The 25,223-nt window shown below is 63.2% G+C and carries 17 protein-coding genes and 4 pseudogenes; 5 read left to right on the top strand and 16 right to left on the bottom strand.

Annotation, left to right across the window (positions count from 1 at the left end; genetic code table 11):
- Window positions 1-189: 189 nt before the first annotated feature.
- On the top strand, window positions 190-1,650 hold the full coding sequence (locus AC3WL8_RS00835) for a PQQ-dependent sugar dehydrogenase (protein ID WP_211979608.1): 1,461 nt from the start codon (window positions 190-192) through the stop codon (window positions 1,648-1,650).
- Between the two features lie 242 nt (window positions 1,651-1,892).
- On the opposite strand, the pseudogene AC3WL8_RS00830 reads toward AC3WL8_RS00835, so the two are convergent.
- The 5 genes and pseudogenes from AC3WL8_RS00830 to AC3WL8_RS00810 all read right to left on the bottom strand — a co-directional run bounded on the left by AC3WL8_RS00830 (window position 1,893) and on the right by AC3WL8_RS00810 (window position 6,178).
- Window positions 1,893-3,274: pseudogene (locus tag AC3WL8_RS00830) on the bottom strand (DUF1329 domain-containing protein).
- 29 nt (window positions 3,275-3,303) lie between these two features.
- Window positions 3,304-4,296, bottom strand: coding sequence for an NADP-dependent oxidoreductase (locus tag AC3WL8_RS00825; protein WP_041228527.1), 993 nt, complete (start codon window positions 4,294-4,296; stop codon window positions 3,304-3,306).
- Window positions 4,297-4,312: 16 nt separating this feature from the next.
- Window positions 4,313-5,188 (bottom strand): SDR family NAD(P)-dependent oxidoreductase, encoded by an 876-nt coding sequence (locus tag AC3WL8_RS00820; protein WP_013952031.1) that lies wholly within the window; start codon window positions 5,186-5,188, stop codon window positions 4,313-4,315.
- Entirely contained in the window at window positions 5,185-5,844 is a 660-nt protein-coding gene (locus AC3WL8_RS00815) for a Dabb family protein (RefSeq protein WP_211979609.1), read from the bottom strand. The genes AC3WL8_RS00820 and AC3WL8_RS00815 overlap by 4 nt, the downstream gene beginning before the upstream one ends.
- The gene (locus AC3WL8_RS00810) at window positions 5,834-6,178 is read right to left on the bottom strand and encodes a hypothetical protein (RefSeq protein WP_013952033.1); all 345 of its coding nucleotides are present in this window, start codon (window positions 6,176-6,178) and stop codon (window positions 5,834-5,836) included. The genes AC3WL8_RS00815 and AC3WL8_RS00810 overlap by 11 nt, the downstream gene beginning before the upstream one ends.
- Window positions 6,179-6,474: 296 nt before the next feature.
- Here AC3WL8_RS00810 and AC3WL8_RS00805 point away from each other — a divergent pair.
- Window positions 6,475-7,437, top strand: a pseudogene (locus AC3WL8_RS00805) (AraC family transcriptional regulator ligand-binding domain-containing protein).
- A 70-nt stretch (window positions 7,438-7,507) separates the two neighbouring features.
- Here AC3WL8_RS00805 and AC3WL8_RS00800 read toward each other — a convergent pair.
- The gene (locus AC3WL8_RS00800; RefSeq protein ID WP_013952035.1) at window positions 7,508-8,623 is read right to left on the bottom strand and encodes a sensor histidine kinase; all 1,116 of its coding nucleotides are present in this window, start codon (window positions 8,621-8,623) and stop codon (window positions 7,508-7,510) included.
- Between the two features lie 174 nt (window positions 8,624-8,797).
- Window positions 8,798-9,151, bottom strand: coding sequence for a hypothetical protein (locus tag AC3WL8_RS00795; RefSeq protein ID WP_228772622.1), 354 nt, complete (start codon window positions 9,149-9,151; stop codon window positions 8,798-8,800).
- A gap of 10 nt (window positions 9,152-9,161) precedes the next feature.
- On the opposite strand from AC3WL8_RS00795, the pseudogene AC3WL8_RS00790 reads away from it, so the two are divergent.
- Window positions 9,162-10,088: pseudogene (locus AC3WL8_RS00790) on the top strand (IS256 family transposase); the annotation flags it as partial.
- A 1,325-nt stretch (window positions 10,089-11,413) separates the two neighbouring features.
- Here AC3WL8_RS00790 and AC3WL8_RS00785 read toward each other — a convergent pair.
- From AC3WL8_RS00785 to AC3WL8_RS00755, 7 genes and pseudogenes are all read right to left on the bottom strand, one after another.
- A pseudogene (locus AC3WL8_RS00785) lies at window positions 11,414-12,169 on the bottom strand (AMP-binding enzyme); the annotation flags it as partial.
- A 1,201-nt stretch (window positions 12,170-13,370) separates the two neighbouring features.
- A complete protein-coding gene (locus AC3WL8_RS00780) occupies window positions 13,371-14,852 on the bottom strand; it encodes an efflux transporter outer membrane subunit (RefSeq protein ID WP_492377765.1) in 1,482 nt (493 codons plus the stop codon).
- Entirely contained in the window at window positions 14,849-15,817 is a 969-nt protein-coding gene (locus AC3WL8_RS00775) for an efflux RND transporter periplasmic adaptor subunit (RefSeq protein WP_492377764.1), read from the bottom strand. Before AC3WL8_RS00775 ends, AC3WL8_RS00780 begins: the two co-directional genes overlap by 4 nt.
- Entirely contained in the window at window positions 15,814-16,023 is a 210-nt protein-coding gene (locus AC3WL8_RS00770) for a DUF1656 domain-containing protein (RefSeq protein ID WP_492377763.1), read from the bottom strand. Before AC3WL8_RS00770 ends, AC3WL8_RS00775 begins: the two co-directional genes overlap by 4 nt.
- Window positions 16,020-18,020, bottom strand: a complete 2,001-nt coding sequence (locus tag AC3WL8_RS00765; protein WP_492377762.1) for an FUSC family protein — start codon at window positions 18,018-18,020, stop codon at window positions 16,020-16,022. The genes AC3WL8_RS00770 and AC3WL8_RS00765 overlap by 4 nt, the downstream gene beginning before the upstream one ends.
- A gap of 30 nt (window positions 18,021-18,050) precedes the next feature.
- Entirely contained in the window at window positions 18,051-18,500 is a 450-nt protein-coding gene (locus tag AC3WL8_RS00760; RefSeq protein ID WP_492377761.1) for a MarR family winged helix-turn-helix transcriptional regulator, read from the bottom strand.
- Window positions 18,501-18,650: 150 nt separating this feature from the next.
- The gene (locus AC3WL8_RS00755) at window positions 18,651-20,039 is read right to left on the bottom strand and encodes an MFS transporter (protein WP_492377760.1); all 1,389 of its coding nucleotides are present in this window, start codon (window positions 20,037-20,039) and stop codon (window positions 18,651-18,653) included.
- Window positions 20,040-20,525: 486 nt separating this feature from the next.
- Here AC3WL8_RS00755 and AC3WL8_RS00750 point away from each other — a divergent pair, with 486 nt between their 5' ends.
- Both AC3WL8_RS00750 and AC3WL8_RS00745 read left to right on the top strand, forming a co-directional pair.
- A complete protein-coding gene (locus AC3WL8_RS00750; protein WP_492377759.1) occupies window positions 20,526-21,614 on the top strand; it encodes a porin in 1,089 nt (362 codons plus the stop codon).
- A gap of 185 nt (window positions 21,615-21,799) precedes the next feature.
- Window positions 21,800-22,510: a nitroreductase gene (locus AC3WL8_RS00745; protein WP_492377758.1), complete on the top strand. Its 711-nt coding sequence runs from the start codon at window positions 21,800-21,802 to the stop codon at window positions 22,508-22,510.
- Between the two features lie 255 nt (window positions 22,511-22,765).
- Here AC3WL8_RS00745 and pobA read toward each other — a convergent pair whose 3' ends face one another.
- Complete coding sequence (gene pobA, locus AC3WL8_RS00740) at window positions 22,766-23,950, bottom strand: 4-hydroxybenzoate 3-monooxygenase (RefSeq protein ID WP_492377757.1); 1,185 nt, start codon at window positions 23,948-23,950, stop codon at window positions 22,766-22,768.
- Between the two features lie 66 nt (window positions 23,951-24,016).
- Entirely contained in the window at window positions 24,017-25,171 is a 1,155-nt protein-coding gene (locus AC3WL8_RS00735) for an acyl-CoA dehydrogenase family protein (RefSeq protein ID WP_492377756.1), read from the bottom strand.
- Between the last annotated feature and the right edge of the window lie 52 nt (window positions 25,172-25,223).

Genomic DNA, 25,223 nt, shown 5'->3' with positions numbered 1-25,223 from the left:
GGGGAAGCTTGCGGATCCGGCCACCATAGCTGATCCAGGCGCCCGCATGTATCGCCGATGCCACGCGCATGAAGTACCTTTTACAAAGGCGAGGCGCGCCTGCCGCTGGAAGCCCGGCCGGACTTGTGCCAGGGCCGTGGACCGGTTCTTGCATGGCAGGCTGTGCCTGAGCCGTGACAGGAGCGCGCCATGTCCGAAGCACTTCGATATTCGCTTTGCCGATTCTTCATCGCCTGCTACCTGGGTCTCGCGGCCTGCGGAGGGGGCGGGGACGGCGGGGGTAGTGACAGCGCCACGGGCACCGGCACCGGCACGCTGACGCTCTCCATCTCCGGCCTGCCGTCCGGGACGTCGGCGGCCATCACGGTATCGGGGCCTGGCCAATTCCGCCAGACCGTGACCCAGTCGACTACGCTGTCCAACCTGGCTGCTGGCAGCTACACCATCAGTGCCGCCAGCGTGCTGACGGGCAGCACGCTCCTCAAGCCCCAGCCGCCTTCGCAGACCGTGGCGGTGACCGCGGGCGGCCGTGCTTCGGCAAGCGTGGCCTACGGCTCGCCGGAAACCGTGCAGTTGTCGCTGACGCAGGTTGCCGGCGGGTTATCAGCGCCTATCTTCCTGACCGCGCCCCACGGCGATTCGCGCCTGTTCGTGGTCGAGCGGGCCGGCCGCATCCGGATCGTGCGCAACGGCACATTGGTCGCTACACCGTTTCTCGATATCGCAGCGCTGACGACGACCGACGGCGAGCGCGGGCTGCTGTCGATGGCGTTCGATCCCAACTATGGGACCAACGGCCGCTTCTACGTCTATTACACCGACGCCAATGGCGCCATCACCATCGCCCGCTACAGCGTGTCGGCCGCGAATCCGGATATCGCCAATGCATCCGGCACCGTGCTGCTGTCGATCCCGCACGGCACTTTCTCCAACCACAACGGCGGCCAGCTCGCGTTCGGCCCGGAGGGCATGCTCTATATCGGCACGGGCGACGGCGGCGGCAGTGGCGATCCTTCGGGCAACGCCCAGAACCCGGGAACGCTGCTCGGCAAGATGCTGCGCATCGACGTCAGCGGCGCGTCCGGCTACGGCTTGCCTGCCGGCAATCCGTTCGTCGGCCAGTCCGGCAGCCGCGGCGAAATCTGGGCTCTCGGCCTGCGCAACCCGTGGCGGTTCTCGTTCGACGCCGGCTTGTTGTATATCGCCGATGTCGGCGAGGACCAGCGCGAGGAAGTCGACGTGGCGCCGGCCACCAGCGCGGGCCTGAACTACGGCTGGAACCGGACCGAGGGCACCGCCTGCGTGGGTGCGGCCGGGTGCGACAAGACCGGGCTGACTATGCCGGTCTTCGAATACGGCCATGACGCGGGCGCTTGTGCCATCGTCGGCGGCTATGTGTACCGGGGCAGTGCCAGTCCGGCGCTGCAGGGGCGGTACTTCTATACCGACCTTTGCACGGGCAAGCTGCTGAGCTTCATGTATCGCGACGGCGTTGTCGTCGAACAGGTCGACTGGAAGGTCACTGTCCCAGGCAGTGTGTTCTCCTTTGGCGTGGATGACGGGCAGGCGCTGTACGTGCTGGCCGATCCGGGCACGTCGACGACGAGCGGGCGGGTGTATCGGGTCGATGTGTCGGGCGGCACGCCGTAACGGCGGGGCTTAGGGGAGTACTGCGACTTCGGGCAGGGGTCACGCCGCTGGTTTCCGCCTCGTCGCCCATGAACGCGATAATCGAGCTCGCGCTGAGGCAAGCGCTTGCGCAAGCCACTGGAGCAGTCGAGCTCCAGCACTTATGCATGGGGAACATCCAGGGATGGAATCAATGCACGACCACAAGCCCCAACAGCAGGCATCCTCCCTCAGTCATCCGGATGCCTGCATGGGTGCGAGAGTCAATGCCCCGCCCCCCGGATCGAATCGGGCGAGAAATACGCTTCACTGAACTGCGGACTGCTGTTCAGGCGTACCGGCTTGCCTTCATTGGTCAGCCGGTCCGCCAGATAGGCGCCAGCGGTGAGGTCGTGATAGAACGCCACCGCCGGGTAATAGCGCCGTGCATCGTAGGCGAAAAGCGACGATTGCAGATTGGTCCGCCACAACTGGCCGCGGGCATCGTAGTTGTCGGCAAGCACGGCCATCCAGGTGTCCTCGTCCAGGTACAGCACGCGCTTCGCGTATTGATGCCGGAAGCCTGGCTTCAATTTGGCTTCGAGCACCCAGACGCGGTGCAGTTCGTAGCGGACAAGGTCGGGGGCCGCGTGGTTGGCGCCCAGCAGCTCGGCGTACTTGACGGCGGGATCGGCCAGCTTGTAGTTGTGGTAGGGGATATAGATCTCCCGCTTGCCGACAATCTTCCAGTCGTAGCGCTCACCTAGCCATTGAACAGGCGATCGTCGTCCACGGTGCGGAAGCCGCCCGGACCGAGCGGCTGGTCGAAGCCGAACTCGGGTGCCTGCCGGACCCGGCGCGTGCCGGGATTGTATTGCCAGGTCCTGGCCGTATCCGAACCTTCGCGATCCCAGAAATTGTGGGAGACGATGATATTGCCGCGTTCGCGTAAGGGCAGTTCGGTTTCAACGCGGGCGAAAGTCCGGTTGATCAGGGGCGAGCCTTTTTCGAATGCGGTGCCGTTGACCGGCGACCAGATGTCGTATTTCCACTTGCCCCACGCGATCTTGCCGTCGCGATACACGACTGCCTGGTCATAGACGGCGGCCTCTTCGGCAATGGCGGAAGAGAAGCGAAGGTTCCACATCAGCTCCAGGCCATTCTTGGGAACGGGAAAAGGCGCGGTGGGCGGATAGTCCTTGAGGCCGTTCGCGTCGCTCGTCAGCTGCGTGCCGGGGGCGTGGTGCTGGATCGCCTTGTAGACGGCATCGCCATAGCGAAAGTCGCGATGGCTGGGATAGATCGCCATCTTGAAGGTTGCCGGGTACAGCCTGAACATGGCGAGCTGCCCGTCGCTCAGGCGGGCACGGTACTGCTCCAGGTTCTGGGCCGTGATCGTTGCCAGCGGTTGTTCCGACGCGTAGGGGTCGGGATATGCATCGCCCGGCCGGAACGCCAGGCCTGCGGGCGTGGCCTGCCACTTGCCGCTCCACGCGGGGATGCTGCCATCCTTGTTGGCGGACCGTTCCGCGCCCATGGGCGTGAGGGGACCGTCTAGGCGCTTGACTTCGTCAGGCGTCATCGCGGCCAGGGAAGGTGCGTTGATCTGTGAAACGGCTAGCACCGCACCGGCAAGCGTGCATAGCAGGAGAGCTTTGCTCTTCATTGTCTTTACTCCGTTCGATGGTGTCATGGTCATGCGCCAGCATTGGCTGGCTCGGCGATACGCAGCACCAGCTTGCTTGCCGCCTTGCCCGACTGGACCAGATCGAGTGCGCGCCCGGCCTGCTCCAGTGGCAGGCATTCGATGCGGGGCGGTCGCAGGCGCCCGCTGCCGAGCAGCGCTGCGATCTCGCGCAGCCGCGCGCCGCTGGGCATCTTGCTGAACGCCACGGCGGTGCGGACGCCGCGCTGCGCGGCTGCGGCAGGATCCGGGCCGTTGTCGCCACTGACCAGCGTCAGGATGGCGACAAGGATGCCGCCGGGCCTGAGCAGGTCCATGCCGTTCGGCAGGGTGCCGCAGCCAACCGCGTCCAATACCAGGTCGACGCCAGCCGGCGCCCATGCCCGCATGGCGGCAGCGATGTCGTCGCCCCGGTAGTCGATTGCCAGGTCGCACCCGAGCGCCATTAGTTCGTCGCGGCGTGCCGCGCTGCAGGTGGCTGCGACGGTTGCCCCGGCCGCCTTTGCCAGTTGCACGGCAAACGTGCCGACCGCGCCGGCACCGCCATGGACTAGCACCGTCTGGCCTGGCTTGAGTCCGCCTTCGTCGAAGAGTCCCGTCCAGGCGGCCAGCGCCGGGGTGGGGACGGCCGCGGCTTCGGCAAATCCCAGGTTGTCGGGAATCGGCACCACGCAATCCTGGCTGACCGCAACGTACTCGGCATAGGAACCCCACTTGCCTGCGCCGACCGCGGTCTGCGCGAACACGCGTTGTCCCGGGACAAAGTCCTTGACGCCGCTTCCCACCGCTGCCACGACGCCGCTGGCATCGAAGCCGATCACGAACGGGAAGCTGTACTGCATGAAGTGGCTCAGATAGCCTTCGCGGCATTTCCAGTCAGCGGGATTCACGCCGGCACAGGCCACGCGGACCAGGACTTCGCCGGCAGCGGGTTCCGGCCTCGGGAGGTCTCCAAGCCTGAGTACGTCGGGCCCGCCGGTACGATCAATGACGACAGCGCGCATGCTCTTCTCCATGGCCTCACCTTGCGGACAGTTCGTGGTTCAAACCAGGATGTGCCCAGGACGGAATCACGGGCGGCGGCAGCATGCCCTGGCCATCAAGCGTACGGACGTTCAGCCCGTGCGCCAGGGGGAAGTGCAGGCTATGGGCGATGTGGCCGGTGCGCAGCCGGGCCGGCACGCTGCAGAGTGCAAGCGCCGTTTCCACCAGGTACTCCACTGGCTCGGTGGGATAGCCGTCCGGGATATAGCGCTCGCTGCCTGGCGTGCGGATCGCCGTGCTCGGCGCTACGGAATTGACCGCGATATTGTCGGCCTCCAGTTCCGCTGCCAGGCCCTCGGTGAACCGGTTGATGGCGGCCTTGACCGCGGCGTAGGCCGTGACCCCGCCAGCCCGGTCAAAGTCCTGATATGGGCGAGCAGGCGACAGGGCGGTGACGGAGCCCAGGTTCAGGATCCACCCCGCGCCGCGCGTGCGCATCAGCGGGATCGCTGCACGGCTGAGCACGAAGGGGATGCGCAGGTAGTGCTTGACCGTCCTGTCGAAGATTTCCAGCGGCATCGATTCGATGCGGCTGTATTCCGCCATGCCGGCATTGTTGACCAGGATGTCGAGACCGCCCGCAGCACTTGCCGCCTGCGCCACCAGGTCGTCGCGTTGCGCGGGATCCTCGAGATCCGCCGCCAGCGCGATGGCACTGCCCCCTTGCCGCCGGATCTGGCCAACCGTCTCAGCCAGCGTGCCAGGTTCGTCTTCGGACTCGCCTGCGCGCCGTGCCGTGGCAACCACCAGCGCGCCCTCCGCCGCGAAGCGCTGCGCGATGGCACGACCGATGCCGCGGCTGGCGCCGGTTACCAGCGCAATCTTTCCTGTCAGTTTTCTGTGTGCGGTCATGGCGCGTATTCCTCGGTGCGGTTGTGGTTGGCAATCAGGCTTGTCGCGAGCGGGCAGAAGGCATGGGAGATCGCCTGGACTGTCCATTCGGGAAACTCGGGGTCGAACCATCGGTCGACATGGCCCCAATGAAAGGGGTGCATCAGGTATTCGCCCAGCAGGTCGTCTGTGCTGGCGAACTCCTGCTGCCAGACATGGGTCCAGGTGCCGGGCGACAGGACGCGGGCAAGCCGCCAGTTGAGGATGCCGGGCATGTACTCGGGCATCCGCAGCAGGTCTTGCTCAAGTGCGCGGACCTGCCAGTCCGGCGCTTCAGGCCGGAGCCGGAACATCAGCGTGCGCCAGATCCCGTGGCACAGTGGAGGGGCGCGCAGTCCGTCCGAGATCGGGCGATAGGCGACGCTATCCACCTCTGCCATGCCGTCCAGCGCGGCAACCAGGCCGATGTCGTGACCGGGCGAGCCGGATGCAGTCGGGTCGAATAGAAGGTCGAGCGTGTAGTCGCCAGCGCCCCAGCTTCCCGCCAGGTTCCTGCCAATCGCCACATGGCTCAGGCCCGGCAGCGTTTCAATGCGGGCAAGCAGGGCTTGCTCCTGTGTGCACGTCCCGGAGCAGAAGCCGGCGAGCAATCGCACCTGTGCTGTCTCAAGCCGCATCGCAATGCTCCTTGCGCTGGGGCAGCGTAGCTGTCGCATCGGCCATCACATGGCGGCGGCGCGCTTCACACAGCGTGTCGACTGTCGACCAGAAGGCGAGCACCGGGGCATCGATGCTGGCGCGCATGGCGTAGTAAGCCGGCGCATCCGCCACTTGCCACAGCAGCCACAACGTATTGGGTGCATCTTCCAGCGCCACGGGCGGCGACACGCAGCGCTGCAGCAGCGCCAGGCCCCTGGCGGCGCTGCCGGGCAGGTACTGGCTTTCCAGCAGGCTCAGCACAGTGGGCAGGTGCCCGGGCGCGAGCACGATTTCATCGAGGATGTGGATCATGGTGTGTCTCAAGCGGCGCAGGCAGGGCAGCAGGGCTGCGATGCCGGAGCCGGGGGTTTGCGGGAGAGAAGCGCGGTCATGGGTTGTCCCGTATAGGCATGGTGTTCAGGGCATGGCAACCTCCATCGCCCAGGCCGTGCGCAAGCTGTCGCGCGGGTGGAAGTGCCGGGATGATTATGGGAGGCCAGGCCGCACCGAGTCCCCACCCGAACGATCAACCATCGCTACCGAAGCAATCAGAACCAGCGACCATGAATGCCCACATACCGGGGAATCCCGTACCTGTTCCGCACGGCATGGTGCAGCGCCTGCTGGACGAACTGAAGCGGCAGGGCGTCGAGGTTCCACCTGCCGCCGGCGCATCCGGGCATGCGCCGGCGGCCCGGTTCACCGCGCTCTATCGCGCCGCGATCGAGCGGCTGGAAGCCCTGGTCGCCAAAGGCAACGGCCACCCCCCGATGCGCAAGCAGGAAGTGGACTTGTTGTGCCGTTGCGTATTGAGCAGCCAGACGCTGAGGGAGGCGATCCGCTGCGCGGCCGACTTCTGCGCGATGCTGTATCCGCGCGCCGGGGCGCTCAGCCTCGGGTAAAGCGCAGGGCAGGCGGTGTTCCGCATGGATTCGCTGCGGCGTGCGAACTCCTCCGCGGCTTGCCTGGTGGACCTGACCGGGCTCTTCTTCTATATGCTGCTGTTCGGCTGGCTGGTCGGCCAGCCGCTGCGCCCGACCCACGTCTACCTGGCGCATCCCCGGCGCGAGGACGCCATACCTTTCCTGGGCTTGTTCCATGCCGCGGTGACGTCTGGCGCCCAGACCTACGGCTTCGAATTCGATGAGGCCTTGCTCGACCGGCCGGTCGTGCGCCAGGCCGCGGAGCTCGACGCCTTCCTGGAAGATTTTCCTTACCGCCTGATCGGCGCGCCGGTCGAGGTCGTATCAGTGAGCCAGCAGGTGCACGGCATCCTGCACGCAGCGCTGGTGCATGGCGCGCGGCTGCCGACGCTGGCTGAGCTGGCCATGCGCTTTGATGTGAGCGAGCCGACCCTGCGCCGCCGTCTCGCTGCCGACGGCAGCAGCTACCGGGTACTGCGCGAACACAGCCTGCAAGAGTACGCGGAACAATGCCTGTGCACGACCAACTGGTCGGTAGGAAGAATCGCGGAGCAGCTTGGCTTTGCCAGCGAGGAAGCGTTTCGGCGGGCGTTCCAGCGCTGGACCGGGCATGCGCCGACGCGCTTCAGGCGGGAAAGCAGGGGGTGAGGCGGTGAACGGGAGTTGGTGATGCGGTCAATCCAGCTGTCGGCAATAGAGAACAGGCTGCCCGCGCCCGTTACGTGCGACGCGGCAGACGCACGTCAAACGTGGTCCCTGTCTGGTCGGAGCGCGCCTCGATCGATCCCTGATGGGCCTTGGTAATCTCGCTCACTATGTACAGCCCGAGTCCGAGGCCGTCCGCATTTTTGTTCTCCTGATCCGGGCCTCTCCTCAACGGATCAAAAAGGCGCTCCAGCGACAGCGGGTCAATGGCGGGACCACTGTTCCTGACCTCGAGACTGACTTCCGCGTCATGGCCGGTGACTGCAACGCAGACCGGCTCGTCCGGCGCGCCGTACCTTATCGCGTTAAGCACCAGATTGGAAAGCAGTTGCTGCAGGCGCAGGCCGTCCCAAATACCCTGCACGTTGCCCTTCACCTCAAGCTCGATGCGGCGGGTCGGATGAGCTGCACGCAACTGGTCCACGGTATCGGCGACCAATTCAGCCAGATCGACGTCGTAAGGCGTGATGTTGATGCCCAAGCCGAGTTTCGTTCGGTTGAAATCGCACAGATCATCCAGAAGAGAATTCATGCGGGAACCACTTCGAATCAGTCGGGCTGCAGCTTCCGATACCTTCTCCCCAGCGTTCAGCGCCGCCAGATATGAGGCGGTCGTCTGGATGGTCTGCAGTGGGCTGCGCATATCGTGCCCAACCATGCCGAGCAACAGGTCGCGAGCCTGCTCTACCTGCGAATGGAAAAATGCCACGGATTCCGCGACTGCCTGATCGATAGCCTCGTTGAACCGCATCACGTCGTCCAGATAAGGGGCGGCCGGCTGACATTCGTCAATCCACAAACGCAGCACGCTGGCGCGCAGCGCCAGGTACTCAGCGACCAGTTGATTGATGTTGAAGCCACCGCGCGCCCGCAGGAGGGCGTGCGTTTGTGCAGCGGTCTCCGGCGCACCGAGTAGCTTGGGAGCCTGTCCCATGGATTTTTCGCGTTGAGCTTCCCTCGTTTGCGGGGTCAACAAATCCTTCGCCACGGCTTGCAAGATCTGCGGTGCGTGGTCACGCAGCGCGAGGGAGTCCATGTTTCTTGCGGCTGGCAGCAGGGTGGTCGCAAACTCCTCCCACGCCGCCACAATGCGGCCTGTATCCCGCAAGATGAAGTCAGCTAGTCGCATGTCTTCTCCTGGAGAGAGCGAGCCCCGGAAATGCACGCTTGAGAATTTATCTTACGCTAGTAATCGGCGGTTCCAGCAGCGTTGGGAACGGACTTGCATGACCGATTCGGCACAAACGTCGGTTGACCGGCCATGGGGCGAAAGTGGTCTCCCGCAGACCCCTGGCGGCCCCGTTCAGCGCCGCTGCAGGCCGCCCGACTTGTGCTTCCTGACCGCACGCAGCACCAGGCCCGCCAGCACCGCGACGACCGCCAGGATGCCGACGGCGATAAGAAAAGGTAAGGGCCGATCGATTGCCAGGCTTTCCCCGGCGACGACGATACCAAATGCATAGCCCGCTTCGGCAATCGCCATCGCGGCCAGGAATTTGCGGAAGGGGTAATGCATGGAGCCGAACAGATAACCGGGAATTTCCGACGGAACCGCGATACAGAACAGCAGCACCGCCCAGAACTTCATGCGCTGCGACACGTAGTCCCGGTACTTCGCCAGCTTGTCCGCGTAACCACTACCGGGCCAAAGTTTCAAGGTGAGTCTGCAACGCCGGCTGTCCGGCTTCGACGACCACGTAATCAGCATGTATGCACGCGGGATGAGCGTGCGTGAGATTCAGGGCCATTTGCAGGAACTGTATGGGCTGCAGGTCTCGCCTGACCTGATTTCCACCATCACCGACGAAGTGCTGGCCGAGGTCGAACAATGGCAGCAGCGCCCGCTGGAGGCGATGTACCCCATTGTCTACTTCGACGCGCTGCGCCTGAAGATCCGCGACGAAGGCACCGTCAGGAACAAGGCCGTCTACCTCGCGCTGGGCATCCGCGCCGACGGGCGCAAGGAGGTGCTCGGGCTGTGGATCGAGCAGACCGAAGGCGCCAAGTTCTGGCTCAAGGTCTTCAACGAACTGAAGAACCGCGGCCTGGACGACATCCTGATCGCCGTCGTCGATGGCCTGCGCGGCTTCCCCCAGGCGATCGAGGCCGTCTACCCGGCCGCGCAAATCCAGACCTGCATCGTCCACCTGATCCGCAACTCACTGAACCTGGCGAGCTGGAAGGATCGCAAGGGCCTGGCGGCCGCACTCAAGCCGATTTACCAGGCTGCCACGGCCGATGCCGCTGCCACTGCGCTGGATGCCTTTGCCGGCAGCGTCTGGGGCCGCAAATTCCCGACGGTGGCCGACATGTGGCGGCGGCAATGGGAGCAGGTCATCCCGTTCTTTGCCTATCCGCCGGAAGTGCGCAGAATCATCTACACCACTAATGCCATCGAGAGCATGCACATGCAGTTGCGCAAGATCGTCAAGAACCGGGGCCACTTCCCCAGCGACGAAGCCGCCAGCAAGCTGCTGTACCTGGCCTTGCGCAACATCGAGAAAGATTGGAAGATGCCGCCCATCACCTGGAAACAAGCGGCCAACCAGTTCGCCATTCTCTTCGGTGACCGCTTCACCAACGCCCTACGCTGAGATTTATTTAACCGACCTCAGCACACAGAATTCCTGACACCTCCTGCACACATGGTTCCTGGTTGGCAGAAGCGGCCAGACCCCCTAATAAAGTTTGCACGCAAGCTGGGGCAATCCGATCGAACATTGGCTTGCCCGCTACGCCCGTCGTGTGCTGCGCCATGCCAGCCATTACAGCCATACCAGCACCGCACACCTGCGCGAGCGCACCGAGCAGACTATGCGCGAGCGCAATCAGGGGCACGTCCCTTCAAATGGAGTTTCCGGGGCTATTCGCTGCAATCGGCGCATCGTAATCGGGGAACCGACATGCCTGCTTTGGCCACCAAACATTACGCTGCCGAACTGCAGCGTCAACTGCGCGCCCTGCTGGGTCATGACCAGATCGTCACCGCAAGCCAACGGGCGTCACCTGCTGATCAAACGTCTGGACGATCAAGATCCGATCGTTGTGGCTCGCCTGACCGAGATCAACCGCAATCGTTATGGGGCAGCCTTTCGCAGCCATCGTGGGCGATGGGCACCTCTGCCAGGCACGGGTTCGCTCGACGAGATGGTTCAGGTGCGGGCGCTCATCGCCGCCTTCGTAGAAGGCGCGCTATTAGACTCCCTCACTTTGCCCGCTCCCCCTAGCGGCGTTGGTAACGGCACGACGGCCGGGGGAAAGCCGAGAGGCTTGAACTCTTCGCATCCCTGCCCAAAAGAGAGCACGTATGTCTCTCGCTTGGGTGCCGCTTGCGGCCGTGATGCACCTTGAAATATGGCGCTCCGGAATCACACCCAACTCAAGGGCCGCGCCAAAACATACCAACAACTGACGACCAGTAAACGAGGTCATCCAGGCGTCAAGCAGCGATTCGAGGCGCTCAGCATATTGATGCCTATGGCCGGCACACTGCGCAAGAGTGTGCTTGTCCGCTTCGCGGGCGAGCGCGCGCACTTCCCATACCAGATCGCTCAGCCGAGACAGCGGCGTGTCAGACCGGTTCCCCATGTTTTTACCACTGGCCTCTGTCATGACACCGGACAACCGGTAGATTCAAGGAGAAGCTTGCCGAGAACCCGTCCAAGCATTCCACCTGACGTCAGCATCCGCAGGCCGTAGGGCAAGCGCGTGAGCGCGCCTGTGCCGTTTCTCTCCGCTTCTTCGATACACATGCAAACATAGCAACGAGACAAAGCCTTAGCGATACGGTGAGATCGAGGGATGGCCGAGATTCGTCAAAAATCCGCCGAATCCCTCGCCAACTAGCTGATTGTGGGGCGAAGGGCATGAGCACATTGTAGATGGCTCATTGAACTCTCGCGGCAAGACCTGATCTTAGCTACTGCTTTGGCGCGCCCTCTTGCTCACCCTGCATCGCTGCTCGCACCAGTTCCAGTGCCGCCGGATCCTCGATAGTGGTCAGGTCACCCGCATCGCGTCCTTCGGCCACAGCCTGCATCGCCCGGCGCAGTAGCTTGCCGGAGCGTGTCTTCGGCAGCCCATTGATGAAAAACACCCTCGAAGGTCGCGCCACGGCGCCTAGTTGGCGCTCCACTGTCTTCATTACCTCGTTTTCTAGCGCGATCCGGTCGGCCTGCGTTTGCACGCGCTCGGGGTTGCGCGCGATGGCGAACCCCATCGCCACTTGGCCTTTCAACTTGTCCTCAACGCCAATCACCGCTACTTCAGCGATGTCGGGATGGCTGGAAATGCTTTCCTCGATTTCGCGGCTGCCGAGGCGGTGCCCGGCGACGTTGATCACGTCGTCGGTGCGCCCGAGAATAAAGATATAGCCGTCCTCATCGCACACACCCCAGTCGAAGCTGGAATACAGCGGCTTGCCGGAAAAGCTGGACCAGTAGGTGTTCAAATAGCGCGCGTCGTCCCCCCACCCTGTCGCCATGCAGCCCGGCGGCAGCGGGGCTTCGACGGCGACCACACCTTTCATGCCGGCCGTGCAGGGTTCACCGGTTGTCTCGTCCACGATCTTCAGTTTGTAGCCATACGACGGTAGGCCTGGCGAGCCCCATTTCGCCAACAGATCGTCTCCACCTGGCGCACCGCGCGCGATTGCTAGCATCGGCCAGCCGCTCTCATGGCGATCTGCAACACCTGCACCTATATCTGCAGCCCGATAATTATTAAAGCCATTTACGGGATGTTGTACTAGTCGGCGCAGCGAGCCAGATCGAGCAAGACGTAACTAATGCGGGCGCGCGACAAGTAGGGCCAGCACGGTGGCCTGATCGGAAAGGATGATTGAGAAGTGACACGAGACGAGCGAAGGATGAAATGGATGACTGGTGGCCGTTGATGCAGGCCCCCAGTAAGGCTCCGCCGGACCAGCCCCCCTTCTAGCGGGCAAAAAGCGCCTTATGCTGCACCAACAAGGTATGGATGCGAGCGGGCATTACCGCTGAGGCTAGGACCGCTGATGAGACTTGAGATTGCCGCAGAATAGGTCGACGCTGCCATCCCATGGCGCGGTGCGTACCACGAGGGCGTAGTCACCCGATCGAAGTTCTCTGAAATGGATGGGCGCTACCTTGTGCAGCGTCCACGGGCCCCTCACCGTCATACTTTCTGCAACCAGGGTCTCATTCATCTCGTAAGCTGGCTTTGCCGCCAGATTGCCGCATGAGCCGGGATAGATGAAAGTGTAAAACCGAGCCGGGAGGGTGAGGGGCGGCGAGACTCCGCCCACGACGATCACGAAACTCGTGTCCTCGCCCTTCCGCGCTAGGGAAACCGTTGCGACCTCTCCGAGATTTCGGGGCGCTGCCACTAGTGGCACATTGGTCACTTCCCGGGGGGGCCATTTTGTAAGCTTGTCGCGCACCCAAACAAGCATGCCTGCACCGCCAACAGTGTCAGCGTGTAGTCAATGTTCATAGCGCCCCCTTTTTCGGGCCGGAGAGCCATTCACACCACTCCCACTTTAGTACGCGGCGATCCTATGTGCGACCTCGAAGGCGCAGTCCATGATCTCATGGTATTGCTATGCGAAATGGACCTTCGCGTGGCACCGAAGCGGGCTATCTGGGCGGATTGCTGGCATCGGAGGTCCGGGCACACAATGGGCGCTGCCGCCGCCACCCACCCAGGACACCGAGCGCTGGTGGCTGGAGCTGACCGGCTTGCAGATAGAACAGCAACCGGCCCTGGGCCCTTATTGTGCCGACGCGAGCCGGCGCTTTCGCTTAGCTTGGACCTTCCAACGGAATGACTTTCCGATGTGGCGGTACGCACCTCCCCTCTTTGCCTATCCGGCGCCGCCGGACAGGCCACAGAGCGCATCAATGGCCGGACGTGGTCGAGTCCGAACGTGCCGTGGCGACTTGCTCGCGCACGTTGGGCGCGTCCTGCCAACCGCCACCCAGCGCCAGGAACAGACTGATTTGGTCCAACGCCACCTGTCCGTCGGATGCGGCCAGCGCGGCATCGCTATTGGCCAGCGTGCGGTCCGCGTCGAGGCTGCTCAGGTAGGGCGCGCGGCCAACCGTGTAGAGCAGCCGGTTCTGACGCGCGGCTTCATTGGCTTTGTCGCGCGCATCGTGCAGCGACTGGTTGCGCTCCAGTTCGTGCGTGTAGGCGCTGAGCGCGGTCTCGGTCTCACGCAATGCCTTGAGCACGACGCTGTCAAAATGTGCCAGCGCGGCGTCCGCACCGGCCTCCATGCCGTGAATGCGGGCGCGAGTGCCGCTGGTCGGGATGTTCCAGGTAATCAACGGCCCGAAGCTCCAGTGCGCAGTCTGCGGCTGCCCGAGGTGCTCCAGGACGCCGGTAAAGCCGGCCGAGGCACCGATGCTGATGGACGGATAGAGGTCCGCGGTGGCCACGCCTATCCTGGCGGTGGCCGAAGCCAGTACGCGCTCGGCCTGGCGCACGTCGGGACGCCGCTTGAGCAGCGCGGCACCGTCGCCCACCGGCAGCGGCTGGGTCAGCTTCGGAATGGCATGGCACGCGTAGTCGTCCTTGGCCGCTGCGGTGGGCAGCCTGCCCAGCATCACGGCAAGGCGGTAGAGCGCCGCTTCCTGCCCGGCCCGCAGCCTTGGCATCGCGGAGCGAAGCGTGTCGGCCTGCGACTGGGCGCGCAGCAACTCGAGAGGCTGGCCGCGGCCGGCGGCCACCATCTTGCGGGTCAGCTCGACGCCGCGCTCCTGTAGCGCCAGCTGGTGCTCGGCCACGGCGAGTTCGTGCGTGACGGCGCAGCCTTCCACGTAGGAGCGCACCGTCTCGGCGGCGACGACGACGCGGGCCTGATCGAGCGCTGCCTGGCTGGCCTGTGCGGCGCCCAGCGCCGCTTCGTCAGCCCGGGCGAGCTTGCCGAAGAAGTCGATCAGGTAGGAAACACCGAAGCCCACATCGCCGAAGTTCATGACGGGCAACTTCTCCTCCTGCAGAAGAGTCTCGCCGGCAATCAGGCCGCGCTCGGCGCTTGCCTTCACCGCCGCCCGCGGCAGGTTCTCGGCCTCCACCTCATGGTAGGTGGCGACGGCGCGGCGCAGGTTGGCTGCCGCTACACGAAGGTCGGTGTTGGCAGCCAGCGCCTCTTGCACCAGCGCGTCGAGCCTGGGGTCGTCGTAAAGGCGCCACCAGCCGTTAGGCACGGGCGAGATAGAGACGGCAGGATGATCGGTGCCGGCGAACGGGCCATTGGCCTCGGGCGCCTTGACGGCTGCCTGCTCGGGCACACGGTAGTCCGGCCCCACCGTGGTGCAGGCGGCGAACAGCAGCGGCGCCATGGCGGAGATCAGGGCTAGCGTAAAGCGTTTCACCGGACCGACTCCTGCCTGGCGGCCTGGCCCCGCGCGATCATGCGGCCACCCTGGGACGTGAGGCCCGCGGCGGCCGGGGCGGCGCTGGTCTTGCCGCCACGCTGATCTTCCACTGAGACCGTGGCCGTGCGGCCCGCTACCAGGCGGATGTCGACGGGCATGTCGTCCAGCGCGATGCGCACCGGTACGCGCTGCGCCAGCCGCACCCAGTTGAAGGTCGGGTTCACGTTGGGCAGCAGATTCGAGCCGGCGGTGCGGTCACGATCCTCGATACCGGCAGCGATGCTCTGCACGTGGCCGTGTAGCACCTTGGACTCGCCCATGATACGGATCTCGACCGCACTACCGAGATGGATGCCCGCCAGCTTGGTTTCCTCGAAATAGCCTTCCACGTGGAACGACTTCTCATCGACCATCGACATCACCGCCCGGCCTGTGTTGACGTAGTCGCCCAGGCGCGGCAGCCGGTCGTTGACATAGCCGTCGACCGGGCTGACTACACGCGTGCGCTCCAGGTTCAGCTTGGCCAGGTTGACCGCGCTCTCGGCTTGCGCCAGCGCAGCGTCGCCTTGCTGGACCTTGGCCAGCCCTTCTTCGATCACTTCCTTCGCGACGATCTCCGACAGTTGCTGGCTGCGGGCCGCCTCACGCCGCGACTGGGCAAGTGTGGCGCGGATTGCGGCGGCGTTTGCTTCGGCCTGCTGCAGCGCCAGCGCAAAGCGATCACGGTCAATTTCGAACAGCACGTCGCCGCGCTTCACGCGCTGGTTGTCCTTGACCAGCACGTGAGTGACTAGGCCGGAGACGTCCGGGGCAATCTGCACCACGTCGGCCCGCACGTGACCGTCGCGCGTCCACGGCGCGATCGTGTAGTAGTCCCACAAATGCTTGGCAACAACCGCCGCTCCGGCGGTCAGCGCCAGCGTGAGCACGACCGGCCCGATGGATTTCAATCTGAGTTTCATGATTGCAGATGCGCTGCCAGCAACACCATCCCGCCCAGGATGATCGCGTACAGCGACAGGTTGAACAGAGAGCGGTGCCAGACCAGCCGGTAGAAGCCCACGCGCGACATCACCGAGCGCAGGCCCGCCATGATCACGAATGCCACCAGCATCCAGACCAGCAGGCTGGGTACGTAGACACCATAGAGGTTGACTTCACCGCTCATCTTTGCGTCCCGCTCACGGGAGAGGTTGAAAACAATGCCACTTCCATTTCCACCAGCGCGGCCAGCACCGTGCGCGACGCCTGGTCGGACCTGTCGGCCACACCCTTCATCGCGCGTGCCAGGCGCAGCTGCAGGGCGGGCGGCGGTACTTGCACCCTGGCCTCCAGCTTGTCGCGGTAGTAGCCGGCGACGCTGCGCAGCACGCGACGCACCGCATGCCGCCGCTCGGCGGGCAAGGCGGGCAGTTCGCGCTGCAGCGCCAGCGTGCTCAACTCCACCCGTACCTCGGTGAAGCCATCGGATGACTGTTCGCCCTCGCTGGCGGCCAGCCGCGGCACCAGCTGCGCCAGCCGGTCCAGCATGCGGGCCCGCAGGCGGTCGTGCTCGCGTGGTTCGCGGCCGGTCGCGTGGCGCGCGATATCGCCCCAGCTGGCACGCACCAGCCGGCGCACCGCCGCCGCGCTGCCAAAGGGCCGCACCAGCAGCGTCCAGATCAGCGCGAACAGGATGCCCGCGACGCCGGCCACATTGCCGTTGAAGAAGCTGTGGAAATCGGCCTTGTAGCTGGCCTGCAGGCCGATATCGCTGGCCATCACAGTGGTTAAGAGCATCGCGACCAGGTTAAGTCTCGGCTGGACGATCATCACGCCGAACAATAGAAAGGGGATGGCGAACATCGCCACCAGCATCTCAAAGTCGTGCGCGCGCGGCAGAATCATGAACAGGTAGACCATCGCCAGCACCACGCAGACCACGTTCCATGTGAAGAAGGAACGGATCATCGGCGCGGGTTCGTCGAGCGCGGCAAAGAAACAGCACGAGACCGCGCCCAGCGTCACCGCGCCGGCGCCGTCGGCCCAGCCCGTCCAGATCCAGATCATGCCCATGCAGAAGATGGCCAGGGCGGTGGTGGCCGTCGAAAACAGCAGCATGCCGTGGTCATAATGGCGCGCCTCGCGCACGCGCCAGCGGCGGAACGCGGGTTCCCACTCGCCGCCAGACTCGGCGTCGCCGAGGCGGTACTGCAGCGTTACGCAGTCCTGCCACAGCGCGGTCAGCTCGCGCAGTCGGTCGTGGACGGTCGCGGCCAGCGCCGTGTCGAACGAGGACGAGGACGAGGACACCGCGCCATCGTCGGGCATCGGCGCCGAACCGCCAGAGTTGCCGCGGATCCAGTCCGACACGGCCGCCATGCGCGCAGCCAGCTCGGGCGGCACGCCCGCCTCATCGCGCTGCATGGTCTCGACCAGGCTGGCGAGGGAGGACATGACCGGCAGCAGCATGGTCATCCGCCCGCGCAGCTCCTTGGCATCGCGAATGCGCGCAGCCGTCTCGGTATCGTAGGAAAGCTGGCTGATTAGCTGATCGAGCGCCAGGATGTCGGCGGCAAGCCGGTGCCGGCTTTGGTGGCGCAACACGTCCGCGCCGGAGTTGTCTGGCGACAGCATGTCGCCGACCCATTGGGCTGCATCGCCCATCCACGTGGCCAGGCGGTCGTGCAGCACATCGGAGACCTTCGCCGGGAACACCACGGCCCCGACTACGCTCGCGCAGAGGATGCCCAGGCAGATTTCCTCCGCGCGGGCCACGGCCAGGTCGAAGACGCCTTGCGGATGGTCAACCGCCGGCAGCGCGATCATGGGCAGCGTATAGGCGGCTAGCATGAACAGGTAGCTGCGCGGCGTGCGGTCCAGCAGCGCCACGTAGAGCAGCACCGCAACCCAGACGGCGACGCCCGCCATCAGCAGCGGCGGAGCATTGACCAGCGTAGGCACTAGCAACACCGAAGCGGCAGCGCCAAGCAGCGTGCCGAGCATGCGATACGCCGATTTGGACCGGGTCGCGCCAGTCAGAGGATGCGCCACCACATAGACCGTCGCCATGGCCCAGTACGGGCGTGGCAGGCCGACGTAGAGCGCGATGAACAGCGCCAACATGGAAGCCACGAAGGCCTTGGCAGAAAAGATCCAGTCCCTTGCGGAAGGCCAACCACCCATCGCTTTACGCTCCCTACCTCTCGTGGAACCCTAGGGGTTAGGGGTCGATTCCGCGGCGCGCGCCAGGGCGCCCAGCAGGCGCAGCGCACCCTCGAAGTCCTCCGGCGCGACGTCCGCGAAGACATTGGCCCGTAGGCGCTTGAGGTCTGCCTCGATTTTGGCGGCCAGCGCCTCTCCCGCTTCTGTCAGCCACAGCGAGTTGGCGCGGCGGTCACTGGCGTCCACCTCACGGCGGACCAGGCCTGCGGCGCTGAGCTGGTCGAGCAGCCTGACCAGCGAGGCGCCTTCCAGACCGGCATGGTCGGCCAGCGTCACCTGACGCACACCGCCGCCCAGACGGAGGATAAACATGAGCGGGCCAGCGGCCGCGGCGGAGATGCCGTAAGCAGTGACGACAGCGTGGGAAATCTGGCGCCACTGCCTGCCGGCCCGCATCAACTGGCCGGTAAAGGCAAAGCGTAGCGCGTCTAGTGAAGTCATGGGAAAATCATAGTGTTGAAATAATTAGTATGCAAGCTATTTATCTACGAACGAATACAATCCACTGGACCGGATCAGATTCACGCCCCAGCCTAGATGCAGCGCATCTGCACTACCCCCTTTGCGATGAGATGCACTGCGACACAGCCGTCAAGATTTCGTCACCGCTGCAGGCACTCCCCCTGCCGACCCGGGCTCTCTTCGTACACTGCCTCGCCCCAGTACGATCAGCGCGAACGCAGCAATCAGCGCTGGCACAGCCAGCAGACTGAAGATAGACGCAAACGGCCAGCCCAACCCCATCAGGATCGCGCCGCCGAATGCCCCCGCCACCGCGCCGACTCGCCCGACGGCCAGCATCCACGAGACGCCCGTCGCGCGGCTCATCGTAGGATAGAACTCAGCCGCAAGCGGCGCCATAGATCCAGCCGCGCCAGAGAGTCCCACGCCTGTAAGAACAATCAGCGCGGTCAGCCAAGCGTCATGCGCAACGTTGAGACCAATCACCAGGACGATTGCCGCCGTCAGCACGTAGAAGAACGCGACTACGCGAATGGCACTGCAGCGGTCCATGAGCCATCCCGCGAGAATAATTCCGATGCACCCGCCCACATGGAACAGGGACGACGTCATCGCGGATTCGTGGAGCGTGAAGCCCGACGCTTTAAAGAGCGTCGGTAGCCAGTTGGTCAGGAGATAGAAGACGGTCAGGCACATGAAGTAGCTCAGCCATAGCATTATCGTGCCTAACAGATAGTGCCTCGACAAAAGCTGCGATATAGGGGACCTTTTCACGTTATCAGCCGAATCTGCCGCTTCGCAAATGAACACGCTTCCATCAACAGGATAACTTCGATTCAACCGTTGCAAGATTCGAGCGACGCGTTTGGAAGACCGTCCGTTCGCGACCATGAACTTGACGGACTCAGGCAGTAACAGGATCAGCACGCAGGCAAGGACCAGTGGAGCAATGCCACCTGCCAGCAATACACTTCGCCAGCCGAACGCAGGGATCAGCCAGGCTGACAACACGCCGCCCAGCGCGATCCCGGCCGCGAACCCGGTAAACATTGCGTTAACCATGAAGCCTCGGACACGCGCGGGCACATATTCCGACATCAAGGTCACGGCGTTCGGGACAGCAGCCCCCAGCCCTAACCCCGTAATCAACCGCAGAGCGGTGAGTCCCTCCATTGAAGTGGCAAAGGCGGTCGCACAACTTACTGCACCAAAGAAGAATACCGACGCAACCAGCACCGCCTTGCGTCCAACTCTGTCAGCAATCGGACCAACTACCAGCGCACCGATGCCAACGCCCACGAGGGCCGCACTCAGCACCGGACCAAGCGATTCGCGTGGAATCTTCCAATCCTGAACTAGCGACGGCGCAATAAATCCCATTGCACCCGTGTCGAATCCGTCAAGCCCGACAATCAGAAAACACAGAACGAACAACACCCAGTGAAACGCTGAAAGGCGCTGATTGTCGATAAATTCTTGAACGTCGACTGTGCGCCCGCTTTCGATCGCCTTTCTCACCTTTCGCCTCCTGTCGCGCCCATTAGACAGTTCGCGAAATATCCCGACCAAAACCATCGCACACCACAGTTGCACTTACACATTTCCGTTTCATCTCCATTCACATAAATAATTTTATTTTTTTCAAGAGCAGATTAAGACTAACCAACGAACTGCTCATGCGGCCCTTTCCCTGCGGCTCTCTTTCTACACATCCGTCACGTTAGTCGACTAACCAATGGCCGTACCATTGACTACATTTAGCCGTTGACTTGCATTTGCGTCTACCCGGGGGAAACCCTAGCTGTGAGCAACATCCGCGGCGCGCATTGACGACAGAAGCCACCATCATGTAAATTCTCCATGCATTGGTTCAACCAACGACACATTTTCAAGATTGAACAATGTAGCTCATGTTGGCTGCCATCGCCCCTGTCGCCGCCAGGGTGGCCCATGGGACACACAAATAACGAAACGAATCCAGTATTCCGAATTGGAGGAGATGTAATGAAGTCCAAAGTGTGCATTGCAGCCGTTGGTGGGTTGTTATCGATGGCTGCCAACGCGCAATCGAACGTGACGCTATACGGCGTCGTCGACGTTGGCGTGGAATATGCCAATCACCAGGCGGGTGGCGGACACGACGTCATTCGCGAAACGGCAGGCAATATCTCCGGTTCACGGTGGGGTTTGCGCGGCACAGAAGATCTCGGCGCTGGCCTCAAAAGCGTGTTTGTTCTGGAAAGCGGCTTTGATCCGGATACCGGTAAGTCGGGCCAAGGCAACCGGCTGTTCGGCCGGATGGCGTATGTCGGCTTGCAAGGAGGCTGGGGCAGCATTTTGCTAGGCCGGCAGCAAAACCTGCTGTTCGACTTCATTGCCAATTTCGACCCCATGGTCTTGGCCCCAAGGTACTCCATCTTCACCCAGGATCTCGGGTTCGTCGGGCGCGCGGACAATACGGTGAAGTACGTGGGTACCTTCGGCGGATTGAACGCCGCGGCGATGTATAGCTTTGGTGCGGAGAGCGGGACCACTGGGGGCAGCGAAGTTCCCGGCAACCCCAAGCTGGGACGGGAATACGGCGTCCGCTTGGATTACACGACGGGCCCGCTCAGCTTTGGTGGTGTCTATGACGAGATCAATACCGGCACCTTGACCGTCAATCCCAATGCAAAAACCAGACGGGCGACATTTGCGGCAACCTACGCCACTAATGGGGTCCAGGCTTACGCTGGCTACCGGTGGGCGAAGGCATATGATGGTGCGTTGCTTCCCGGCGCGATAGCCGGCGCCGCGAACCAGGGTTCCAATCTTTGGTGGTTGGGCCTCAGATGGCAAGCAACGCCGGCGATTTCCTTGGCAGGTGCCGCCTACTATCAGGATTTCAAGAATACGAACGCGGATCCGTGGCTGTTTGTTGGATTTGCCAACTATGCCTTCTCCAAGCGTACCGATGTGTATCTTTCGGTCGGCTACACGAAGAACCGAGGTACGTCGGCACTGGGCCTGGGCAACGGCGCCTCAGGCTTTGGGAATACCGATCCGGGCATGAACCAGTTCGGCACGACGATCGGCGTGCGTCACAAGTTCTGAGCGTCATAAGTCCTCGCAGGGATCGGCGAGGATGTCGGATAGTCTCAAGCGCGGCGCTTGTCCTGGGCGCCTGTGACAGTTGATCTTCCTTCATGGTGCAAGGGTTCATGGCACTGTTCTGCACGCAGTGCCATGTTTTTTTGGACGCTTGGCCGCGCGGCCAAACCACAACCAGGAGGACGCCGATGTCATCGGACTCACATCCGGAGAACACCATTCCGGAAAAAGATTTCAGCTCGCTCGAGCGCCTGCACGCAGGCCGCTTCAGCTGCCGGGCATTCTTGCCTCATCAAGTGCCTCGCGAAACCATCGAGCGAATCCTTCAACTGGCCCAACGCACGGCATCGTGGTGCAATTCTCAGCCTTGGAAACTGGTCATTGCGAGTGGCGTTGCGGCGGACCGGTTCCGTGAGGCGATGCTTGAGGGAGTCACGCGAGAGCCTGCCGCTCCGGATTTTCTGTGGCCGCGCGAGTACCAGGGGATATACCAGGCGCGCAGGCGCGAATGCGGTCTGGCCTTGTACGCCAGCGTGGGGATCGCAAAGGGGGATAGGGAAGCATCCTCCAGGCAGGCAGCGGAGAACTTCCGGCTGTTCGGCGCTCCACACGTCGCCATTGTCACGACGGATGAGGCGCTCGGCGTGTACGGCGCAATTGACTGCGGCGGCTTCGTCAACAACTTCATGCTTGCCGCACATAGCCTTGGTGTCGCCTGCGTGGCGCAGGCTGCGCTGGCATCCCGACCGGCTTTGGTCCGTCGTCACTTTGGTCTGTCGCCGGAACGGTTGATTGTCTGCGGGATCTCATTTGGCTTTGCAGATCACGCACACGCGGCCAATGGCTTCCGAACGGCACGAGCAGAGTTGCCAGACGTCGCCAGTTGGGTGGACGAATAGCTGCTGCTGCGAAACTCCCCTGTGATCGCCCCTGGCACATTCGATTGTGCGTCCAAGCTGATCGAGCGAACCTTCCTTGTTCTAATCAACATGCGCTGATAAGCAGGCGAAGGTGCGTGCAAAGGAGGGCCCGCAGCCTGGCCTTGTCCGTCGCTCCCCGGCTGGGGCGGCAAATACGCCGTACGCGATGAGTGCCATCCATACCGCCCACCGGCGTACCGCAGCGAAGCGGTACACGCCGGCAAGCGTGGCGCCTTACTCAACAGGCTCGTAGGGCAGCCCGACGTAGTTTTCCGCAATACTCTTCAGCCCGGCCGGCGAGCTTGTGAAGTAGTCGTAGTCGGTCCGCTGCATGCGCTTGTCGAACGGCTCTTTCTCCGGGAATTCATGCAGCAAGTTGGTCATGAACCAAGAGAAGCGCTCTGCCTTCCAGACTCGCCGCAAGGCGATATCCGAGTACTTCTCAAGCAGGTCCGTGCGACCCTTCTGGTAGACCTGCCGCAAGATCCGGTAAAGCGTGCTGACATCGCTTGCCGCAAGGTTCAGGCCCTTTGCACCGGTCGGCGGAACAATGTGCGCGGCATCGCCGACCAGGAAGAGCTTGCCGTATTGCATCGGCTCGACGACATAGCTGCGCAGCGGCGCGATGCTCTTCTCGAGCGAGGGACCGGTCACCAGCTTCTCGGCCACATCTTGCGGCAGGCGCCGCTTCAGCTCTTCCCAGAAGCGATCATCGGACCAGTCCTCGACGCGCTCGGTCAGCGGCACCTGCAGATAGTAGCGGCTGCGTGTATGCGAGCGCTGGCTGCACAGCACGAAACCTCGCTCATGATGCGCATAGATCAGCTCGTGGCTGACCGGCGGTGTGTCGGACAGCAATCCAAGCCAGCCGAACGGATAGATCCGCTCGTAGTGCTTCTGCACCTCAGCCGGAATGGTCTGCCGCGAAACGCCGTGGAAACCGTCGCAGCCGGCAATGTAGTCGCAGTCCAGGCGTACGGTTTCGCCGTCGCAACCGAACGTGACATGGGGCTGCCCGTCCTTCAGTCCATGGAGCTGGACATCCGAAACCTGATAGATCGTGGTCGCACCGGCCGCCCTGCGGGCCTCCATCAGGTCTCGCGTCACTTCGGTCTGGCCATACACCAGCACCGTGCTGCCACCCGTCAGCGTCTTGAGGTCCAGGCGATCGCGTTGTCCCCCATACACCAGCTCGATGCCTTCATGCACGAGCCCCTCTGCGTCCATGCGCTCGCTCACGCCAGCCTCGCGCATCAGGTCGACGGTACCTTGCTCCAGCACTCCGGCGCGGATGCGGCCAAGCACGTACTCGGGTGTCTGGCGTTCCAGGATGACGTTGTCGATCCCTGCGCGGCTCAGCAGCTGCCCAAGCAACAGGCCCGATGGCCCAGCGCCGATAATCGCAACTTGTGTCTTCATCTCGCTTGCTCCCAAATGCCCGTGGCGGGACCGGCCGCATACGGCCGGTCCCGCCACGGCCTTGCCTTACAGATCCATCAGCTTGGCCAGCACATTCCGCTGGATCTCGTTGCTGCCGCCGCCGATCGGGCCGACGCGCGAGTCACGGAAGAACATCTGCATGTCGTACTCCATCGAATAACCTGCACCGCCAAGGACCTGCAGGCCGATGTCAGCGCACTTGAAGTTGTTATCGGTGGCAACGATCTTGGCGATCGAGGTTTCTTGCAGCGCGGGGTGGCCGCCGTCGAGCAGTTCCGCCACTCGGTACACTGCCTGGCGTGCAGTCTCGGACAAAATCAGCATGTCGGCGAGCTTGTGCTGGATGACCTGGAACTTTGAGATCGGCTGGCCAAACTGGATGCGATCCTTGGCGTAGTCGCGCGCGTACTCCGTGATCTTGAAGCAATGACCAGACGAAATTGCCGCCAGTCCCAGGCGTTCGAGGGCGAGGCACTTCATGATGTTCTTCCATGCCATGCCTTCTTCGCCGATCAGGTTGCTGACGGGCACGCGCACATTGTCGAAAAACACCTCGTTGGCGTGCGAAGTCCGGCGACCAAGCATCGACAAGGGCTTGATGGTCACGCCCGGCGCCTTGGCGTCGACGAGCAAGGTGCTGATGCCCTGGTGGCGTGCTGCCCCGGTATCGGTCTTGGTGATCACGACAAGGTAGTCCGCGACGTGAGCGCAGGTAATCCAGACCTTGTTGCCGTTGAGGACAAACTCGTCGCCTTCGCGGCGGGCGCTGGTCTTAATGCCGGCCACGTCGGAGCCTGTTCCCGGCTCGGACATGGCCAGCGCCAGCTTGGTCTTGCCGGCGATAATGCCCGGCACGATAGTCTGCTGAAGTTCCGGCGAGCCGAATTTCGCGATATGCATGCCGGCATAGATAGCCGTGGTGGTCACGGCCTGCGCGATGCCGGTGTAGTAGTAGCCGAGCGTCTCCAGGAAAACAGCAATGTCCTTGAAGCTGCCGCCCATGCCCCCGAGCGATTCGGGATAGAAGATACCTAGGTAACCCGCTTCAGCCAGTGCATTGAAGGCCTCGTGCGGGAACTCGCGCGCCTCATCCATCTTGCGGACCTGGTCCCAGGGCAGGTGCCGCGACAGCAGGTCCAGCACGCCTTCGCGCATCATGCGCTGCTCGTCGGTCAATCCGGCGATATTCATCAACGTCATTGCTTACTCCAGAAGATTGAAGTTAGGTCTGGTGGCTTCGCCCGAACCGGAG

The sequence above is a fragment of the Cupriavidus sp. FW305-F7 genome, assembly GCF_058782875.1.
The sequence above is the reverse complement of the archived record's forward strand: the minus strand, read 5'-3'. Positions and strand labels throughout refer to the sequence as shown.

Bases quoted from the DNA above. Each gene is read 5' to 3' on its own strand.
- AC3WL8_RS00775 (WP_492377764.1), bottom strand. From the start codon at position 15,817: ATGAAACTCAGATTGAAATCCATCGGGCCGGTCGTGCTCACGCTGGCG.
- AC3WL8_RS00835 (WP_211979608.1), top strand. From the start codon at position 190: ATGTCCGAAGCACTTCGATATTCGCTTTGCCGATTCTTCATCGCCTGC.
- AC3WL8_RS00745 (WP_492377758.1), top strand. From the start codon at position 21,800: ATGTCATCGGACTCACATCCGGAGAACACCATTCCGGAAAAAGATTTC.
- AC3WL8_RS00735 (WP_492377756.1), bottom strand. From the start codon at position 25,171: ATGACGTTGATGAATATCGCCGGATTGACCGACGAGCAGCGCATGATG.
- AC3WL8_RS00765 (WP_492377762.1), bottom strand. From the start codon at position 18,020: ATGGGTGGTTGGCCTTCCGCAAGGGACTGGATCTTTTCTGCCAAGGCC.
- AC3WL8_RS00770 (WP_492377763.1), bottom strand. From the start codon at position 16,023: ATGAGCGGTGAAGTCAACCTCTATGGTGTCTACGTACCCAGCCTGCTG.
- AC3WL8_RS00825 (WP_041228527.1), bottom strand. From the start codon at position 4,296: ATGCGCGCTGTCGTCATTGATCGTACCGGCGGGCCCGACGTACTCAGG.
- AC3WL8_RS00800 (WP_013952035.1), bottom strand. From the start codon at position 8,623: ATGCGACTAGCTGACTTCATCTTGCGGGATACAGGCCGCATTGTGGCG.
- AC3WL8_RS00820 (WP_013952031.1), bottom strand. From the start codon at position 5,188: ATGACCGCACACAGAAAACTGACAGGAAAGATTGCGCTGGTAACCGGC.
- AC3WL8_RS00750 (WP_492377759.1), top strand. From the start codon at position 20,526: ATGAAGTCCAAAGTGTGCATTGCAGCCGTTGGTGGGTTGTTATCGATG.
- AC3WL8_RS00760 (WP_492377761.1), bottom strand. From the start codon at position 18,500: ATGACTTCACTAGACGCGCTACGCTTTGCCTTTACCGGCCAGTTGATG.
- AC3WL8_RS00815 (WP_211979609.1), bottom strand. From the start codon at position 5,844: ATGCGGCTTGAGACAGCACAGGTGCGATTGCTCGCCGGCTTCTGCTCC.
- AC3WL8_RS00810 (WP_013952033.1), bottom strand. From the start codon at position 6,178: ATGATCCACATCCTCGATGAAATCGTGCTCGCGCCCGGGCACCTGCCC.
- pobA (WP_492377757.1), bottom strand. From the start codon at position 23,950: ATGAAGACACAAGTTGCGATTATCGGCGCTGGGCCATCGGGCCTGTTG.